Origin of the sequence: Chloroflexus sp. (assembly GCF_034435895.1) — a bacterium.
GTDB lineage: Bacteria > Chloroflexota > Chloroflexia > Chloroflexales > Chloroflexaceae > Chloroflexus.
The window spans coordinates 1-18,241 of record NZ_DAOTWH010000029.1; the positions used below are offsets into that span (position 1 = coordinate 1).

An 18,241-nucleotide genomic window follows, 5' to 3' on the forward strand; every position below is an offset into this window, starting at 1 on the left:
CCCGCTCTACGATCCCTGTCGCGTAACCCCTGCGGCTCCCCCTCGCCCGCCGTCAGGTGGGAGCGGGGGCCGGAGGTGAGGGCGTAAGACAAAGGCGCAGCGGATGTTTTACCGCAGAGTTGACAGCCCACAGCCGCTTTTCTGGTATAATAGTTCACGGAAATTGTTTCCGCATGATGAAAGGAGGGTTGCATGACCGCCGCCCAACTCCCTGCCGGAGTGACGATCACCGCCCCGATCACACCCGAATATGCCGAGATTCTGACCACGGAAGCGCTGGAATTTCTCGCGACTCTGCATCGCCGCTTTAACGCGCGCCGGCTTGAGCTGCTGGCCCGCCGCACCGAGCGCCAGCGCGCGCTCGATGCCGGTGAACGGCCTGATTTTCTGCCCGAAACCGCCCACATCCGCGAGAGCGACTGGACGATCGCACCCTTCCCGCCCCAGCTCAACGACCGCCGGGTCGAGATTACCGGGCCGGTTGACCGCAAAATGGTTATTAATGCTCTCAATTCGGGCGCGAAGGTCTTTATGGCCGACTTCGAGGACGCCAATACCCCCACGTGGCAAAATCAGATCGAAGGCCAGATCAATCTGCGCGATGCGCTCCGCCGCACGATTACCTATACCAGCCCCGAAGGCAAATACTACGCCCTCAACGCCAATCCCGCCATCTTGTTCGTGCGCCCGCGCGGCTGGCATCTCAACGAGAAGCATGTGCTAATTGACGGCGAGCCGATGTCGGGGTCGATCTTCGATTTTGGCCTCTATTTCTTCCACAATGCCCAAACTGCGATCGACGTGCAAGGCGGCCCGTACTTCTACCTGCCTAAGATGGAGAGCCACCTCGAGGCGCGGTTGTGGAATGACATCTTTGTGCTGGCGCAAGAGCGGCGTGGCATTCCGCGCGGGACGATCAAGGCTACCGTGCTGATCGAGACGATTCTCGCCGCATTTGAGATGGATGAAATCCTCTACGAACTGCGCGAGCACTCAGCCGGCCTCAACTGCGGACGGTGGGACTATATTTTCTCGTGCATTAAGAAGTTCCGCAACGATCCCAACTTCTGCCTTGCTGATCGGGCGCTGGTGACGATGACAACTCACTTTATGCGTTCGTACTCGTTGCTGGCGATCAAGACCTGCCACCGCCGCGGCGCGCATGCGATGGGTGGCATGGCGGCGCAGATTCCGATCAAGAATGACCCGGTCGCTAACGAAGCGGCGCTGGCCAAGGTGCGCGCCGATAAGGAGCGGGAAGCGAATGACGGCCACGATGGCACATGGGTGGCTCACCCCGGTCTAGTGCCAGTGGCGATGGAGGTCTTCGACCGCCTGATGCCGACCCCCAACCAGATTAGCCGCCAGCGCGACGATGTGCAAGTCACCGCCGCCGACCTGCTCGCGTTCGGCCCCAGCGAACCGATCACCGAGCAGGGGATGCGGTTGAATATCAACGTCGGTATCCAGTACCTCGGCGCATGGCTGGCCGGCAACGGCTGCGTGCCCGTGTTTAATCTGATGGAAGATGCCGCCACCGCCGAGATTTCGCGCGCCCAGATCTGGCAGTGGATCCGCAGTCCGAAGGGCGTGCTCAACGATGGCCGCAAGGTGACGGTTGAACTCTTCCGCCAGATGTTGCCCGAAGAGCTGGCCAAAGTGCGCGAGATTCTGGGGCCGGCTTACGACGATGGCCGTTACGAAGAGGCCGCCGAGCTGTTTGATGAGATCACGACCGATCCTAATTTCGTTGAATTTTTGACCTTGCCAGCCTACGAACGGATTCCGTAATCTTGAATGGGAGGCAATGCTGGAGGGGGCGACGGATGCGTCGCCCCCTATTCACCATTTGCCCACCGTTTGTCAGGTAAATTTCCGCTGGCAACTCCACCTAGAGGGTGTTACAATGAGCAGTAACCTGCTGCACTTACACAGACAAGCACCGCTTTCGCCGATGTGCAGCCTGCTTTAACAGTCGGGCGGTGTCAGGGCAGTCACCCGCCCCCACACGACGAGGTGACCTATGACGAATTATCTGATTGCCGGCGCAGCGGGATACATCGGCTCGCGACTGGCCGCGCGGCTCCTCGCTGCTGGCCACCGTGTGCGCGGTCTTGTCTATAGCGCCGAAGATCCGGTGGTTGAACGTCTCGCCGCTCGCGGTATGGCGGTCTGGATCGGCGATCTCACCCGCCCTGAAACCATTGATGGCGTCACCGATGAGATTGAGGTGGTCTATAACCTCACCAACCGTATGCCCATCGATGGTTCGGCGCTGCTCCGTTCTCTCTACGTCGATGGCAATCAGCATCTGATCGCGATGTCTGTGCGCGCGCGCACAGTGCGCACCTACATTTGGGCCTCTAACGTCGCCCCGTATGGCGATCACGGCGAGCACTGGGTGGATGAAGACAGCCCTATCGCGCCCTCGTATCCCCTCGGCACAATCCTTGCCGCCGCCGAGCAGACCATCTTGCAAGCAGTGCGCGCTTACCGCTTCCCAGCAATGATTTTACGCATGGCCACGGTGTATGGCCCTGACCGCGATCCGCTTGAGGCGATTGCCAGCGGCCAGTTGACAATTTATGGCAGCGGGCGCAACTTTGTGCCGCATATTCACATTGATGATGCGCTGGAAGTGCTGATCCGCGCCCCCGAAGTTGGTCAGATCGGCGCCATTTACAACGTCGGCGACGATGAACCGCTCCGCTTAATCGAGATTGTCAGCGAGGTGCGCCGCCGGCTCGGTATGCTGCCACCGCGCACGTTCGATCCCAACGTTGGCTTGCGCGCCGGCCTCGACCGCTCGGTCGTTGGCGCCTTGACCTCATCGGTTCGGTTGAGCAATGCTCGTATGCGCCACGATCTGGGCATTGAGCTGCGCTATCCCAGTTTGCGCTACTGGATCGATGAGCGGCTGCCGCTCGAGTTGGCGATTGGCGCATGAGAGTAGAGCAGTGTACTCACCGTCCCGGCACTACAGTCGTTGTTGAAGGGAATGCGGCAGTGATACTGCCGCATTCCAGAACGTCGCACTGTGGCCACCCCTTACAGATGCGGCAGTGATACTGCCGCATTCCATAGAACCGCAATATCCTACCCACGCCGCGCCAGCCACCAACTATACGCACCGCGCCAGATCAGCAACAACGCCGCTACGGTCAGAAAGGTCACCAGCGCAAAGCTAAACGGGCTGGAACGACCGAGCTGCAGCCAGCGCAAGCCAAACCCGATCGGCAAGGCAATCAACCAAGCTCCAAGCGATAAGCCGGCCATCCGCAACGACGGTTGCGGACGAAACACGCCAAACCACGGCGCCACCAGCAGCCAGCCGATAAAGAAGGGCAACGCGACCCGCACTGCGGCCACCAGCGGGTTTTCATCAGCCAAGCCGTGCGAACTGCGCCCTAGCAGGGCGAACGCCACAAATACCATCGCGTCGCCGCCAAGCAAGATGGCGAGTTGTGGCCAAGATCCCGTCATTACGTGACGATTTGTTGTTTCCATAACGTGTATCGCTCTTGATTACAAAGCAGCGAGTCCGTATAATCCCTCAAACCTTATTATATCCGTTGCGCCTTTACGTTTGAAAGGTCTAAACTTTAACGCTTAAGCGCCTGCAATTCGCGCGCCAAACCCTGCTGTTGCCAGTTCGCCAAGCGCAAGCGCAACGCCAGCACGCTAGCAATATTCCACAAGACCGCGTTCCCCAACGCCGGGTCATCCTCGGCCAGCGCGCGCAACCGCTCGCGGCGCAACGCCAAGATTGTGACCCCCTCTTCACCGGCGCGCAGATCGGCACTGCGCCGGCCACCATCGAGCAATGACATCTCACCGGTAATTTGACCAACGACCACCGTGGTGAGCAGGCGCTGGCTATCCGGATCATCATTGATCGACGGGCTCCAAACCTCTAACGAACCATCCTGCACCAGATAGAGATCGGTCGATTCTTGGTTCGTGCGATCCACCAATGCACCGGGAGGGTAGCGTCGCCGTTCGAGGTGCGCCGCTAGCCGGGTGCGCTGAGCAAGGTTAAGACCGCTCCCGATCTGGGAATTAGCCAGAAATTCAGCCACCTGCGCCGTCACTTCCGCCGGCTGCACCAAGACATCCGGTTGGCTAACCAGCGAGGGCAAGCCAAGGTAACTGGCAATATACCGCATCGTGACCTCAGGCGTCTCGAAATGCGGCCAGTGTCCAGCCTTCGGCACAATTCGCAGGTCGGCATTGCACCATTCGTCAGCGACGACGCCAGCATCGCGGAGCGGCACGGTGTTATCTTCAGCTCCCCAAATCACCAGCGCCGGCGTCGACAGTTCGCGCAAGCGCCCGCTAAGGTCTTGATGGCGCATCGCGACAAAACATTCGGCTCGCACCCGCCCTTGGCCGGGCCGGCGCGCATCAGCGCGCAATCGCAAATAATCGGCTTCGCTAATCGCCGACCGTTCGGCGAATGAGGCCGGTTTCATCAGGCTATCGGTCACGTACAGCATTGATGGCTCAAGCAGTGAGAGCAAGCGACTAAAGATCGGGAAGCGCTCGAGCATGGTGATTGGCGAGACGAAGGTATTTATCCAGAACGATAGCCGGCCCGAAATAGTGGGACAGAGCAATACCATGCGATCAACCAATTGCGGGATTTGCAGGGCCAGCGTTGCGCTGATCATCCCCCCCATCGAGTGGCCAACAAGCACCGCTGGATGATCACTCAGCCCGGTGATCAGGTGACCAACAATCTGAGCATAGCGCCCAATCGTCGCTCGTTCGCGCAACGGCGGCGACTCGCCGTAGCCGGGCAGATCAATCGCCACGCAGCGAAAGCGCCGGCTGAGCAGTGGAATGAGCGGCGACATTGCAAACGACGAACTCGACCAACCGTGGATCAGCACTGCGAGTTGGGCATAGCGCGGCCCGGTATCAAGCGCATGGATCTTCGCGCCATCGATTGAAAAGACTTCCATAGCATTATCCGCCGCGAGCCATCGGTTTCGTGTGGTATCATACCATCATACGGCTGGTAACGTCTATAGGTATTGTGCCTGATCACAGGCGCATCGTGTATTACAGAACGTTTGCGAATGAACGAATTGCCTCATTCCTATCCTGCCCCACCCCTCTACATCGTCTCCGGCGGCGCTGGCGCGGTCGGTGAACAGGTGGCGCGCTTGACGCTCTCGCAGTTTGAGGGGGCGGAAGTGCCGTTAATCATTGTGCCGAATGTGCGCAACCCGGAACAGATTGCTGAAGTCGTCGCTCAGGCCGCGCAGCAGAACGGCACCATCTTGCATACGTTGATGGAGCCAACCCTGCGCCGTGAATTGATGCGGCTGGCGCGCGAGATGGGTGTCGCCGAGATCGATCTCGTAGGGAGCGTCTTGTCGCGCTTGGCTACGGTGTTGCAAAAAGAGCCGCTGGGCAAGCCGGGATTGTATCAAGCCCGCCGTTCGACCTATTTCGAGCGGCTGGAAGCGATTGAGTACACCGTTGCCCATGACGATGGCAACAAACCGCGCGAGCTGAGCCATGCCGATATTGTGCTGGTTGGCATTTCACGGGTTGGCAAAACGCCGCTTAGCATGTATCTGGCAGTGTTGGGATGGAAAGTCGCCAATGTGCCGTTGGTGCGCGAAGTGCCGTTGCCCGAAGAATTGTTCCGAGTTGATCCCCGTCGGGTGATTGGACTGGTTGTCGAAGCCGAACAGATTACCGCTCGCCGGCGTTGGCGCCAACGGCGGATGGGCATTAATCTCGGCGGCAGTTATACCAACCTTGACGCCGCCATCGACGAGGTGGAATGGGCGCGCCGGATCTTCCGCCAACATGGTTGGACGTCGCTCAATGTAACCGATAAGTCGATCGAAGAAAGCGCCGATGAGATTATTGCCCTGATTTCGCGCCGGTTTAGTGCGCCGGGGTAGGGTCAACAGCAGTTGCCCTGCACTGCAGTGGAGCAGGACACTGCTTTTGACAGTTGTGAGACGGCGCAGTATAGTTGCGCTATCTACTATTGTTCATGCTTATATCAGTTCAATACAATGATGTGCGATGGGGCCAATGAGGTGCAAGTTTAATCATATGCTCTCAGGGCTGGCAGCGACCGGTTGGATCACCGTGTCCAATTGTGATCATTCCCGCCGTTAGCGCATTCGCGCGCTAAGGCGCGTAACGGTATTGTCTCAAGCCGCCTTGTTCAAGGAGGAAACAGGTTATGTCTAAGAAGTGGGTTTACCTCTTCCGCGAAGGAAATGCTTCGATGCGCGATCTCCTTGGCGGAAAGGGAGCGGGTGTGGCCGAGATGACTCGCACCGGCGTGCCGGTGCCGCCCGGGTTTACGATCACCACTGAAGCCTGTAACGCCTATTACGAAAGTGGCCAGCAATTCCCAGAAGGAATGTGGGAGCAGGTGCTAGAAGGGTTGAAGGATATCGAAGCTCAAACTGGCAAGACCTTCGGCGATCCGAACAATCCGTTGCTCGTATCGGTACGTTCGGGAGCGAAGTTCTCAATGCCCGGCATGATGGATACGGTGCTCAACCTTGGCCTCAACAAGCAGACGCTGGAAGGGTTGGCCCGCCTGACCGATAATCCCCGCTTTGCCGCCGACGCTTACCGCCGCTTTGTCCAGCTCTTTGGCAAGATCGTGCTTGGGGTTGATGGCGACCGCTTCGAGCACGAGATGGACGAGGCCAAAGGCCACGGCCAGCGCCAAGACACTGACTTGACCACCGAGGAACTGCTCGCGCTGGCCGAGAAGTTCAAGGCGATTATTAAGGAAGATGTCGGGGTTGAGTTCCCCGAAGACCCCTTCGAGCAGTTGCGTGAGGCGATCGCCGCCGTCTTCCGTTCGTGGAATGGGAAGCGCGCGGTTGATTACCGCCGCGTGAACAAGATTCCCGACAATCTGGGCACCGCCGTCAACGTACAGGCGATGGTCTTCGGCAATATGGGCAACGATTCGGCGACTGGCGTGGCCTTTACTCGCAACCCCAGCACCGGCGCACCCGAAATCTTCGGCGAGTATCTGGTCAATGCTCAAGGCGAAGACGTAGTGGCCGGCATTCGCACCCCGCAACCGATCAGCAAGCTGGCTGAAGAGATGCCCGAAGTCTATGCCCAATTCCACGAGATTGCCAAGCAGCTCGAACGGCACTACAAAGACATGCAAGATGTCGAGTTCACCATCGAGCGCGGCAAGTTGTGGATGTTGCAGACCCGCACTGGCAAGCGCACTGGCGCGGCAGCAGTCAAGATCGCGGTCGATATGGTGCGCGAAGGGTTGATTGATAAGGCGACGGCGGTACAGCGAGTTGACCCGCACGCGCTCGACCAGTTGCTCCACCCGATGATTGACCCCGAAGCGCGCAAGCAAGCCCAACCCCTAACCACTGGCTTGCCCGCTTCGCCCGGCGCCGCCTCTGGCAAGGCCGTCTTTGATCCCGACGAGGCCGAAGAGCTGGCCAAGACCGGCGAGAAGGTGATCTTGGTGCGCGTCGAGACTGCTCCCGAAGATTTCCACGGCATGGTGGCGGCACAGGCGATTTTGACCGCGCGCGGGGGGATGACGTGCGTTGCGCCTGAGACGCGCATCTTAACCGATCGCGGCTTGTTGACGGCTGAAGCAGCGTTTGCCTTGATCGAGCAGGGTGCCGCGCTGCGCATTCTCTCATTCGACAGCCACACGCTGCGCCCGGTGTGGCGGCAGATCATCGCAGCCGGACGCCGTCCGGCTGAGGTCATTCCGATCACGCTCTCACAAACGGGTCGCGCTGACGATAACCAACTGCGCTTGACCGCCGATCATAAGATGTATGTGATCCACAATCGCCAGTTGGTGAAGAAGCGCCTTGACGCTGTGCTGGCCGATGAGGATTTCTTGACTGTGGTCGATCAAATCCCGGCGCTCAGCGAGACGGTCACGAGCCCGGCGTTGGCTTATGTTGCCGGTGCGATCCTTTCGGATGGGTCGATCAATTTGCGCGACACCAAAGGTTCGGTCACGTTCGTGCAGAAGGCGACGCCGGAACAAGCCGATTTCATCGCGGCGGTTGAGCGCCGCTTCGAGGAAGCGTTTGGCGTGCCGTTTACCTATCTGCGCGAGCGCACCTCTCACGGTGAGATGGATGGCCGCGTTATCCGCGGTACAGTCGAAGACCGCATTAGCTTCCGCCGCGAACCGGCTGTCTGCCTCGCCGAGATCCGCGATCATCTGGTGGATTGGGTGCTGAGCCTCGACCGCACTGCTTTGCTCCACTTCCTTGCCGGCTTTGTCGATGGCGACGGCACCTATGCCGAGGAGTCGATCCCAGTGCGCTTGCAGATTAGCGTATCGAGCAGCAAGCACGATCTGCTTGACGGGTTGGCGCTAGCCTGTCTGCGGTTGGGCATCGTGCCGCAAATTGTCAACAACCGCGAGAATTATGTCATCCAGATTACCGAGCAGGTAGAAGAGATTCTGGCCTTCACCGAACGGGTGCATGCCGAGCTGCCGCCGCGCCGTTACGAGAATAAGTGCTTGAGCATGCGGGCCATGTTCGCCGATGTGCAAGAATCGGTGAACTATATGGGCCGGGTGCGCGAGGCGGTGAAGCGCAACATTATGTTTGGGGTTGAGAAGATCCGGCGTGATCTGTTGCCGCTCTGCACCGGCGCTGTCGCCCGCGAAGTAGCGGCGCTGCTCGATGCGCCGCTGCGCTCGTTCCGCGCGCGTGCAGTTGGCGCTGCCGAGCCAACGCTGGTCTACAACTTCGAGGTTGATACCGCCGATGAGATCGATAAGAACTACATCGTTTTCTCGAGCCGGATGACACCGGTGCTGATCTCGAACTCGCACGCCGCAGTCGTGGCGCGCGGTATGGGCAAGCCCTGCGTGGCCGGCGCCGGCGATCTGCGCATCAGCTACGCCGACCAGCTTATGACCGTCAACGGCACAACGATCCGCAAGGGTGATTGGATTACGCTCGATGGCGGCAGCGGCGAGGTCTTTGCCGGCAAGATGCCGACTGTCGAACCGGAGTTGTCAGGTGATTTCGCGATCTTGATGGAATGGGCCGATGAGTTCCGCCAGCTCGGCGTGCGCGCCAATGCCGATATTCCACGCGATGCGCGAGTTGCTCGCCAGTTTGGCGCCGAAGGCATCGGTCTCTGCCGCACCGAGCACATGTTCTTTGAAGGCGACCGGATCGACGCGATGCGCGAGATGATCCTCGCCGATACGGTGGAGGAGCGGCGCGCCGCGCTTGCCAAGATCGAGCCGCTACAACAGGGTGACTTCGAGGGCTTGTTCCGCGAGATGGCCGGCTTGCCAGTGACCATCCGCACCCTCGACCCGCCGCTGCACGAGTTCTTGCCTCACGACGACCACGAGATCGAGGCGCTAGCGGCTAAGCTCGGCGTCAATCCGCGCAAGATCAAGGCGCGCGTCGAGAGCTTGCGCGAAGCGAACCCGATGCTCGGTTTCCGCGGTTGCCGGTTGGGCATCCTCTACCCCGAAATCACCGAGATGCAGGCCCGCGCTATCTTTAAGGCCGCAGTCAAGGTGAAGTCTGAGGGCATCGATGTCCATCCCGAAGTGATGATCCCATTGGTCGGCTTTATCAGCGAGCTGAAGCTGCAAGAAGAGATCGTCCGGCGGGTAGCCGCCGAGGTCTTCGCCGCAAGCGGGGTTGAAGTGCCGTATCTCGTCGGTACGATGATCGAGCTGCCGCGCGCGGCGCTGGTCGCCGACGAGATCGCGCAGGTGGCCGAGTTCTTCAGCTTCGGCACCAATGACCTCACCCAAACCACGCTGGGTCTCTCACGCGATGACTCGGGCCGCTTCTTGCCGGCCTACGTCGAGAAGAAGCTGATTCCCGACGATCCGTTCCAGACCATCGACCAGCGCGGTGTTGGCCAGTTGGTGCAGATCGGTACCGAGCGCGGTCGCTCGACTCGCTCGAACCTTAAGGTCGGCATCTGTGGTGAGCACGGCGGCGATCCGGCTAGCGTCGAGTTCTTCCACCGGGTTGGCCTCAACTACGTCAGTTGTTCGCCGTATCGGGTGCCGATCGCGCGCCTTGCCGCCGCGCAGGCAGCGCTCGGCGAAGCCAAGCGCGATAAGTAGCCGGTAGCCGTTCGTCGCGATCTTGTAACCAACAGTGGAGACGGTGCGATGCACCGTCTCTCTTTGTGTCGGTATAATTCAAGACAATAACGATACATGTGACCAATCGGGGAGCACCGTTGTAAGGCAACAGCTCTCCCAAAGCCAATGAAATCACCAGTAACGGCCTGAAATCATATGCACTGCATACGTGCCGGTTCCGGTGGATGCGGGTCTGCGACCCGCATTATGGTAGGTGTGACCCTGATTGCGGCGAGTCACCGTCCCGCTGACCGGAATCCGCCTGATCGAGATAATGAGGTCTCTGATGCCGCCATTGCCAATCGTTGCTACCCTCCTGCGTCGCGCCACTGCCGAACCTGAGCGACCCTGCCTCATTGTTGACGGGCAACCATACTCTTACCCAGCGCTCGCCGCCGCCGCTGCCGGGTGGGCAACGCGATTGCAGTCTCTCGGTCTTACCCGTGGCGATCGGGTGGCGCTGGCGCTGCCCAATACTCCAGCGTTCGTTGCGGCCTATTTTGGCGCGCAATTAGCCGGTGCCGCAGTGGTGCTGGTGAATCCGCAGTACCGCCACGCCGAGCTGAGCCACTTGCTGGCCGATTCGGAACCGGCAATCGTAGTGGCGACGGATGAGAATGAGGCGTGGTTACGCGAAGCAATGCCGGCAACGCTACCCCGCCTGATCAAACCGGACGCCACCGTCTTCGGCGCGCCGCCAGCCGATTTCACCGTCTGCACGCCACCCGATCCCGCTGAGATGGCGTTGATTGCCTATACCTCAGGCACCACCGGGCGCGCGAAAGGGGCCGTGCATACCCACGCCAGTCTGGCCGCCAACTGTGACGCCATCATCACCGCATGGCGCTGGACGGATCGCGATCGTTTGCTCTTGATGCTGCCGCTCTTTCACGTGCATGGGTTAGGTGTCGGCGTGCATGGCGCCATCCGCAGCGGAGCCAGTCTCGAATTGCATCCCCGGTTTGATGCTGAGATGGCCTTACAACGGTTGGCCGATCCAGCGATCACGCTCTTTTTTGGCGTGCCGACAATGTATGTGCGATTGGTTGAAGCGGCCCGCCGGCACGGTGTGCCACCGCACCATGTGCGGCTCTTTGTATCGGGGTCAGCCCCGCTCAGCCCGCAAACCTTCGCCGATGTTGCCGCCCTCTTTGGCCAGCCTATTCTCGAACGGTACGGGATGACCGAGACCGGCATGAACCTGACCAACCCCTACGACGGCGAACGGCGGCCCGGCAGCGTGGGTATGCCATTCCCCGGCCAAGAAGCGCGCATTGTCGATCGCGAAACCCGCCAGCCGTTACCGGTTGGGCAGATCGGCGAGATTCAGGTGCGCGGGCCGCACCTCTTCCAAGGCTACTGGCGCAACCCGGCAGCGACGGCGGCAGCCTTTACCACTGACGGTTGGTTCAACACCGGCGATCTCGGCTTCGTTGACGCCGATGGTTACTTCCACATCACCGGACGCAGCCGCGACTTGATCATCAGCGGCGGCTACAACATCTACCCCCGCGAAGTCGAGGAGGTGTTAGCACAGCATCCCGCCGTGGCCGAATGCGCCGTGTATGGCCAACCCGATCCCGATCTCGGCGAAGTGCCGGTTGCTGCCGTCGTCATCAAACCGGATGCAACCGTCACTGCTACCGCGTTGATCGACCATTGCCGCGCCAATCTCGCCGCCTACAAACGCCCGCGCGCAATTCGCTTTGTTTCGGCATTGCCCCGCAATGCGCTCGGCAAAGTGCAACGTCACTTACTGGCAACCGATCCACCCGTCGCCGGGGAAGGGCTATGAGCGATCTCGACGACTACGAAGGCGATCCGGAGCTTGACCGTGAACGCCTGAGCGAATTAATCACCGATCAGCTCGAAGAGCTAGCACGCGCGATCCATTCGCGTGACCAACTCGTGCGGGCGCGCGCTGCCAGCCGGTTGGTGAGGATAGACGTTGATCCGGAACTGGCCTTGCTGGCGCTCAACCATCGCCGGGCCACGGTGCGTGAAGTTGCAGCGGAAGCGATTGGCTACAGCAGTAAACCGCTGAAGGCAACGGTTATTGATGCGCTACTGGCCGCGATTGATGATCCTAAACCATTTGTGGCCGCCGCCGCGATCCGCACATTAGGCCGGCGCCAGATCAATGTGGCCCGCGCTCAGATCTCGGCCTGTCTCGACGACCCCGAACCGCCGATTGTGGCAGCGGCGATTGTTGCGCTCGCCCGGCTTGGCGACACTACGCTTGCGGTAGCGCTGCCCAACTTTCTCAATAGCCCGTATCTCACCATCCGTATCGCCGCCGCCGAAGCTGCCGGCATCCTCCACGCTCCGGCGACCGTGCCCGGCTTGATGCGTTTGTTGGAAGATTGCATCACCGCGTGGCACGACGCCCAACCGCGCATTCCTAGCCGGGCAGCGAGCGTGGCCATGCAAGCACTCGCCCGCTTGCGCGCCCGCACCGCCGTGCCGCTGCTGGTCAAGATCGCCCGTTATGTCGTTGGCCTACGCACCTTAGCCGTGCACACACTGATCCAGCTCCAAGCGGTGGAAGCAGCGCCAGCCATCGCCCCCCTGCTCAATGAAGACGGCAGCCACCTCTTACACGAGGTGATTCGCTTCTTACACATGGCAAACTATCGCGCCGCGCTCCCCGAACTGCGGGCCTTGTTGCAACGCTCGGCGCCTAATCGCCGGCCAGTGTTGATGAAAGTGATGCAGGTCTTGGCGGAATGGCAGGATCGGGAAAGTCTACCGCTGATCGAACAGATTGCCGAGAGTGATCCGAGCGCCGAGCTGCGCAGCTACGCCGCCCGCTGTGCGGCAGTCCTCGCCGCGTGTCCCCCCGTATTGCCGGCACACGATCCCGAACCGCCCCTCGAACTCCCCTTGCCGCCATCGTGCTACGAACGCTTACAGCAGCGCCGGCAACGCATGGCGAGTTTTACCGTTCCCAGCGTGGTGGAAGGCGTCGTCATACGCGTGCTCAGCTACGGCGCAGTCATTGATCTCGGCGGGGTCGAGGGGTTTGTCCATGTGCGTGACATTGACTGGGGCTGGATTAGCGATGCGCGCACCGCCCTTCACCCCGGCCAAACGGTGCGGGCTGCCGTCACCGGCATCGACGAGACACGGATGCGCGTCAACCTAAGCATCCGCCATCTCACGCCCGATCCGTGGCCTCATATCACCCAACAACTTGCCGTGGGGATGCAAGTCAACGGCACAGTCGCCGGGATCACCGGTTTCGGCGTCTTTATTGAGATCTTCCCCGGCGTGCAGGGATTGGCCCATACCAGCCAGATTCCACCCGATCCGCGACCGTTGCGCGAACGATTTCCGCTTGGCTGCCGGGTCAGCGCCACCATCCTGAACATTGATCTCGAACGGCGACGGATCGCACTGCGATTGCGCGACGGATTGCAACAAAAAGCCGCACATTAGTAATGTGCGGGAGCAGTGGTGGGGACGATGGGAGTTGAACCCACACGCCTTGCGGCACATGATCCTAAGTCATGCGCGTCTGCCATTCCGCCACGTCCCCGCTGGTGAGTATAGCACGAGATAGCGCTGCCGGCAAGCGGTTGCCGGGCAGGTTCGTGACATGATATACTAAAGGGGTCAAGGCAGCATCATTGTGGAATGACGCCCCTCCGCCGCGTAGCACCGTCGTCGCGGTATCGACAGCCAGCAGGAGCCGCCATGAAAGCCGTTGTGATGGCCGGCGGCGAGGGCACTCGCCTGCGACCGCTCACGATTAATCGCCCGAAGCCGATGGTATCGCTGGTCGATCGACCGGTGATGCAGCATATTATTGAGTTGCTCAAACTGCACGGAATCACCGATATTATCATTACGGTGCAGTATCTCGCCAACGTAATCCAAGACTACTACGGCGACGGCAGCGCCTACGGCGTGAATATTACCTACTCGCTCGAAGAGGTGCCGCTCGGCACCGCCGGGAGTGTCAAGAATGCCGAACATCTGCTGACCGAGCCGTTCCTCGTCATCTCTGGCGATGCCCTGACCGATTTCAACCTGACTCAAATCATCGAGCATCATATTGCCTCTGGCGCCACGGCCACCGTCACCTTAACTCGCGTCGCCAACCCGCTTGACTACGGGGTGATCATTACCGATGAGCAAGGTCGCATTCGCCAGTTGCTCGAAAAGCCGAGCTGGGGCGAAGTCTTTTCCGATACGGTCAACACCGGTATCTACGTCTTCAACCCCGACATCTTTAGCTACATCGAGCGCGGTCGCGTCACCGACTGGTCGAAAGATGTCTTTCCGCGCATGCTCCACCGCGGCGACCGGCTGCACGGCTATATCGCCAACGGCTACTGGACGGATGTGGGGACGATTGAAGAGTATATGCGCGCCTGCGGCGATTATCTGGCGGGCAAGGTTAATCTGCCGCGGATCGGCCACAATATCGGCGGCGATGTCTGGGTTGACCGCGACGCCGAAATCGCGCCTGACGCCCAATTGCACGGGCCAATCTATCTTGGCCATGGCGCCAAGATTAAGGGTGGCGTGATCATTCACGGGCCGTCGGTGATCCGTGATTATACGATCGTTGACTCGCGGGCAAATATCGATCGCTCGATCATTTGGCGCAATTCGTACATCGGCGAACGGGCCGAACTGCGCGGCGCTATTGTGTTGCGCCAGTGCAATATTCGCTCGCGGGCGATGATCTTCGAGGGAGCCGTGATCGGCGATGGGGTGCAGATCGGCGCCGGCGCGGTTGTGCAGCCTAATGTCAAGATTTGGCCTTCCAAAGAGGTCGATGAAGGTGCCACCGTCACCTCAAGCATTATCTGGGGCAATCAAGGCCGGCGCGTGCTGTTTGGCCGCTATGGCATCACCGGGCTAGTCAATATCGAGATCACTCCTGAGATGTGTGCCCGGCTGGGGGCAGCCTACGGCGCAACCTTGCCCCGCGGCGCAACCGTCACTATTAATCGCGATGCGCACTTTACGCCGCGCATGCTCAAGCGGGCAATTGTCGCCGGTTTACCTTCGGCAGGGGTTAATGTCTGCGATCTGCGCAATGTGCCAATCCCGCTCGCCCGCTATTACACCCACGCCAGCGGCGCTGCCGGCGGCGTGCATGTGCGGATCTCGCCGTTTGATAATCGCGTCGCCGAGATTAAGTTCTTTAACCATCTTGGTCTAGATATCAACAGCGCCACCGAACGCAAGATCGAGAGCACCTTCTTCCGCGAAGATTACCGGCGCGCCTACCTCGATGAGATTGGCCGCATCTTCTACGGCGAAGATGTCGAAGAGCGCTACCGCACCGCCTTTATGCGCGCGCTTGGCCAAGAAGCCGCGTTTGGCAAAGGCTTTCCGATCGTCATCGACTATGCGAACACCAGCGCCAGCACGGTGATGACCGAGATTTTACGCCGTATGCGGGCAGATGCGGTTGAGCTGAATGTGAACCTCGATGAGCGGATGGTGTTTCAGACCAGCGCTGACTTTGAGGCGGCGATGACCCGGCTTACCAAGATTACGCCAGTTGTCGGCGCGCAATTCGGCGTGCGCCTTGACCCCGGCGGCGAAAAGATCTTTCTCATCGATGATCATGGCCAACGGCTGCATGGGTTGCGCGCACTGGCTGCGATGACCGCACTGGTGATGCGCGTCCACGGCGGCGGCATTGTGGCCGTGCCGGTCACCGCCCCCCGCGCCTTCGAACAGATCGCCGCCCGTTATGGCGGCAGCATCATTCGCACCCGCGCAAATCTCGGCGCGCTCATGAATTTGGCCGCCGAACGGCCCGATCTATTGTTGCTTGGCGATGGCACCGGCAACTATATCTTCCCCCACTTCTACCCCGTCGCCGATGGGATCTTCGCTATTGCCCGCCTGATGGAGCTGCTCACCCTGAATCAAACTACCCTCAGCGAGGTGCTGGCTGATTTGCCGCCCTATTACCTCTGGCAGACGCGCGTCCCCTGCCGCTGGGAAAGCAAAGGCAAGGTGATGCGCATTCTCAACCAGCAGTACCACGAACGCCACGGCGAGCAGATCGATGGCATCAAGATCGAGCTGGGGCAGGAATGGGTATTGATTTTGCCCGATCCCGACGGGCCGTTCTTCCACGTCATCGCCGAGGGCAGCAGCGAAGAGCAAGCCCGGGTCTTGACCGAAAAGTACGCTGGTTTAGTGACGAGTTTACAATAACGAATAACACCGATCGATTGGCGACCGCTAGCTTGGCCGTATGCGAGGAGGGTGCGATGTCTACCCGCTCAAGGAACAATGATCCGCTTTACGACGCGATCGAGACGACCACCGTTCGAATTGGCCGGTTTGGGTACGGTCTCTTGCGGCTGCCGCTTGGCCTGCTGCCTGCCCAAAGCCGCACCCACATGGAACGCGCGCTCTACGAGCTGAGTCACGGCTTTGCTAGCCTGCCCGGTGATTTCGCCCGCATCGCCGAACACGAGATTAAGCGCTGGATTGACGAGACACCACCAGCCCGCCGTCGCCAACCGGAACCAGCACAGCATCTGACGGTGATCATTACCCCGGAAGAGGCCGTGGTCGAATCAGCCACCACCCAGCACGTTGCGATGACGATTGCGCCAACAGAGGTAGAAACTGAAACCGCTGCGCCAGTTGAGGAGCGCCTGCCGGTGACGATCACGCTGGAACCAACCATTGACGAAGAACCCATCGAAGAAGATGTAGCCGAGCTATTGACCGATGAGGTGTCCAAGTCGATCATTGACATTGAACGGCTAGTGGCTGAACCGCCCAATGTAAGCATTACCTACATTGAGTACGATCCGCCCGGCAATGATCTTGAGGGTGAATTTGTAGTGATTACCAACGCTTCCCACGAACCAATTGATCTCACGGGGTGGATGCTGATTGACGAAGGGTCGAAACACAGCTATACCTTCCCAGCTTTTACCTTAGTCGGCGGCGCCGAAGTGAAATTGTGGACGAAGGCTGGCGTCAACGATGCCAATAACCTCTATTGGGGATCGCGCCGGCCAATTTGGAATAATACCGGCGATACTGCCATCTTGCGAGATGCAAATGGCAACCTGATCAGTCGTTATACCTATGCAGCCGGGGCATAATGTTGGGTGTAGTGAAAAAAAATGCGGGTAGCACCGTTCACCCCGCTAGCGAGCGATACTTATGAGCGACGTGTCACTAGTTGGCCAGACCATCGGCCGGTTTGAGATTCTCTCGGAGTTGGGACGCGGCGGTATGGCGGTCGCTTATAGAGCGCGCCAGACTGATCTTGATCGGATCGTGGCGCTGAAGATTCTGCCGCCGAGCCTAACTAGCGATCAGAGTTATATCGCTCGCTTTCGCCAAGAGGCGCGCAGCGCGGCCCGGCTTGAACATCCGCATATTATGCCGATCTATGAGGTCGGTGAAGTGGCCGGCTATCATTACATCGCGATGAAGTTTATTAAGGGGCGAACGCTTAAGCAACTGCTTGAGCAAGAGGGTGCGTTGCCCGTCAACCGCGCGGCGCAGATTCTGGCACAGGTGGGAGAGGCGCTCGATTACGCCCACCGGCAAGGGATTATTCACCGCGATATTAAGCCCTCGAACGTGATGATTACCGATGACGGCTGGATCTACCTCACCGACTTCGGCTTGGCGCGTGGCACTGGTAGCAGTACCGGCGGTCTGACCATAGCCGGCACGGTGATGGGCACGCCCGAATATATGTCGCCTGAACAGGCGCAAGGGTTGCCGAATGTGGGGCCAGCTACCGATATTTACGCGCTGGGGGTGATGCTTTACGAACTCTTGACCGGGGCTTTTCCCTTCAAAGCCGAAACGCCGATGGCGATGCTGGCCGCGCGCCTTGTGCATGCGCCGATTCCGCCACGTGACGTGCGTGGCGATCTGCCGCCCGCAGTGGAAGATGTGATTATGCGCGCGCTGGCCCGCAAGCCGGAAGCGCGGTTTGCTTCGGCGGCAGAAATGGTGGCAGCGCTCCGGCAAGCGGTTGGGATGAGCGAGCATGACCTGAGCCGCCCGCTGACGCCGCAGCGGGGAATGCCGGCAGCAGCGAGTGGTACGCCCAACTGGCCTAGCCCTGCACGAACGGGCACCCCGCCGCCGGCCTATGGCACACCG

The 18,241-nt window shown here is 60.0% G+C and carries 11 protein-coding genes and 1 tRNA gene; 9 read left to right on the top strand and 3 right to left on the bottom strand.

Going from position 1 to position 18,241, the window contains the following annotated elements; translation table 11 throughout:
* The first annotated feature begins 192 nt into the window (after window positions 1-192).
* Together aceB and U9R81_RS01630 are read left to right on the top strand one after the other, a co-directional pair.
* Window positions 193-1,791 carry a malate synthase A gene (gene aceB, locus U9R81_RS01625; protein ID WP_322493798.1) on the top strand — a complete coding sequence of 533 codons (1,599 nt, stop codon included), beginning with the start codon at window positions 193-195 and terminating at the stop codon, window positions 1,789-1,791.
* 232 nt (window positions 1,792-2,023) lie between these two features.
* Complete coding sequence (locus U9R81_RS01630) at window positions 2,024-2,947, top strand: NAD-dependent epimerase/dehydratase family protein (protein ID WP_322493799.1); 924 nt, start codon at window positions 2,024-2,026, stop codon at window positions 2,945-2,947.
* A 149-nt stretch (window positions 2,948-3,096) separates the two neighbouring features.
* Here the strand turns inward: U9R81_RS01630 and U9R81_RS01635 are convergent, their stop codons facing one another.
* Both U9R81_RS01635 and U9R81_RS01640 read right to left on the bottom strand, forming a co-directional pair.
* On the bottom strand, window positions 3,097-3,507 hold the full coding sequence (locus U9R81_RS01635) for a DUF3054 domain-containing protein (RefSeq protein ID WP_322493800.1): 411 nt from the start codon (window positions 3,505-3,507) through the stop codon (window positions 3,097-3,099).
* A 95-nt stretch (window positions 3,508-3,602) separates the two neighbouring features.
* Window positions 3,603-4,964: an alpha/beta fold hydrolase gene (locus U9R81_RS01640; protein WP_322493801.1), complete on the bottom strand. Its 1,362-nt coding sequence runs from the start codon at window positions 4,962-4,964 to the stop codon at window positions 3,603-3,605.
* 117 nt (window positions 4,965-5,081) lie between these two features.
* Between U9R81_RS01640 and U9R81_RS01645 the strand changes: the two genes are divergently transcribed.
* The 4 genes from U9R81_RS01645 (at window position 5,082) to U9R81_RS01660 (ending at window position 13,561) form a co-directional block, all read left to right on the top strand.
* Window positions 5,082-5,921, top strand: coding sequence for a pyruvate, water dikinase regulatory protein (locus U9R81_RS01645; protein WP_322493802.1), 840 nt, complete (start codon window positions 5,082-5,084; stop codon window positions 5,919-5,921).
* Between the two features lie 290 nt (window positions 5,922-6,211).
* A complete protein-coding gene (locus tag U9R81_RS01650; protein WP_322493803.1) occupies window positions 6,212-10,102 on the top strand; it encodes a pyruvate, phosphate dikinase in 3,891 nt (1,296 codons plus the stop codon).
* Between the two features lie 307 nt (window positions 10,103-10,409).
* Window positions 10,410-11,918 (top strand): acyl-CoA synthetase, encoded by a 1,509-nt coding sequence (locus U9R81_RS01655; RefSeq protein WP_322493804.1) that lies wholly within the window; start codon window positions 10,410-10,412, stop codon window positions 11,916-11,918.
* The gene (locus U9R81_RS01660) at window positions 11,915-13,561 is read left to right on the top strand and encodes a S1 RNA-binding domain-containing protein (RefSeq protein ID WP_322493805.1); all 1,647 of its coding nucleotides are present in this window, start codon (window positions 11,915-11,917) and stop codon (window positions 13,559-13,561) included. The genes U9R81_RS01655 and U9R81_RS01660 overlap by 4 nt, the downstream gene beginning before the upstream one ends.
* Before the next feature lie 16 nt (window positions 13,562-13,577).
* On the opposite strand, the gene U9R81_RS01665 is transcribed toward U9R81_RS01660, so the two are convergent.
* A tRNA-Leu gene (locus U9R81_RS01665) sits at window positions 13,578-13,661 on the bottom strand.
* A gap of 158 nt (window positions 13,662-13,819) precedes the next feature.
* Between U9R81_RS01665 and U9R81_RS01670 the strand changes: the two genes are divergently transcribed.
* The 3 genes from U9R81_RS01670 to U9R81_RS01680 all read left to right on the top strand — a co-directional run.
* Window positions 13,820-16,312, top strand: a complete 2,493-nt coding sequence (locus U9R81_RS01670; RefSeq protein ID WP_322493806.1) for a mannose-1-phosphate guanyltransferase — start codon at window positions 13,820-13,822, stop codon at window positions 16,310-16,312.
* A 56-nt stretch (window positions 16,313-16,368) separates the two neighbouring features.
* Complete coding sequence (locus tag U9R81_RS01675; protein WP_322493807.1) at window positions 16,369-17,220, top strand: lamin tail domain-containing protein; 852 nt, start codon at window positions 16,369-16,371, stop codon at window positions 17,218-17,220.
* A gap of 61 nt (window positions 17,221-17,281) precedes the next feature.
* A partial coding sequence (locus U9R81_RS01680) for a serine/threonine-protein kinase (RefSeq protein ID WP_322493808.1) occupies window positions 17,282-18,241 on the top strand: 960 nt, incomplete at its 3' end.

What these genes read in the sequence shown, in the direction of transcription:
- U9R81_RS01670 (WP_322493806.1), top strand. Translation starts at nt 13,820, where the DNA reads ATGAAAGCCGTTGTGATGGCCGGCGGCGAGGGCACTCGCCTGCGACCG.
- aceB (WP_322493798.1), top strand. Translation starts at nt 193, where the DNA reads ATGACCGCCGCCCAACTCCCTGCCGGAGTGACGATCACCGCCCCGATC.
- U9R81_RS01640 (WP_322493801.1), bottom strand. Translation starts at nt 4,964, where the DNA reads ATGGAAGTCTTTTCAATCGATGGCGCGAAGATCCATGCGCTTGATACC.
- U9R81_RS01655 (WP_322493804.1), top strand. Translation starts at nt 10,410, where the DNA reads ATGCCGCCATTGCCAATCGTTGCTACCCTCCTGCGTCGCGCCACTGCC.
- U9R81_RS01675 (WP_322493807.1), top strand. Translation starts at nt 16,369, where the DNA reads ATGTCTACCCGCTCAAGGAACAATGATCCGCTTTACGACGCGATCGAG.
- U9R81_RS01650 (WP_322493803.1), top strand. Translation starts at nt 6,212, where the DNA reads ATGTCTAAGAAGTGGGTTTACCTCTTCCGCGAAGGAAATGCTTCGATG.
- U9R81_RS01630 (WP_322493799.1), top strand. Translation starts at nt 2,024, where the DNA reads ATGACGAATTATCTGATTGCCGGCGCAGCGGGATACATCGGCTCGCGA.
- U9R81_RS01645 (WP_322493802.1), top strand. Translation starts at nt 5,082, where the DNA reads ATGAACGAATTGCCTCATTCCTATCCTGCCCCACCCCTCTACATCGTC.
- U9R81_RS01660 (WP_322493805.1), top strand. Translation starts at nt 11,915, where the DNA reads ATGAGCGATCTCGACGACTACGAAGGCGATCCGGAGCTTGACCGTGAA.
- U9R81_RS01635 (WP_322493800.1), bottom strand. Translation starts at nt 3,507, where the DNA reads ATGGAAACAACAAATCGTCACGTAATGACGGGATCTTGGCCACAACTC.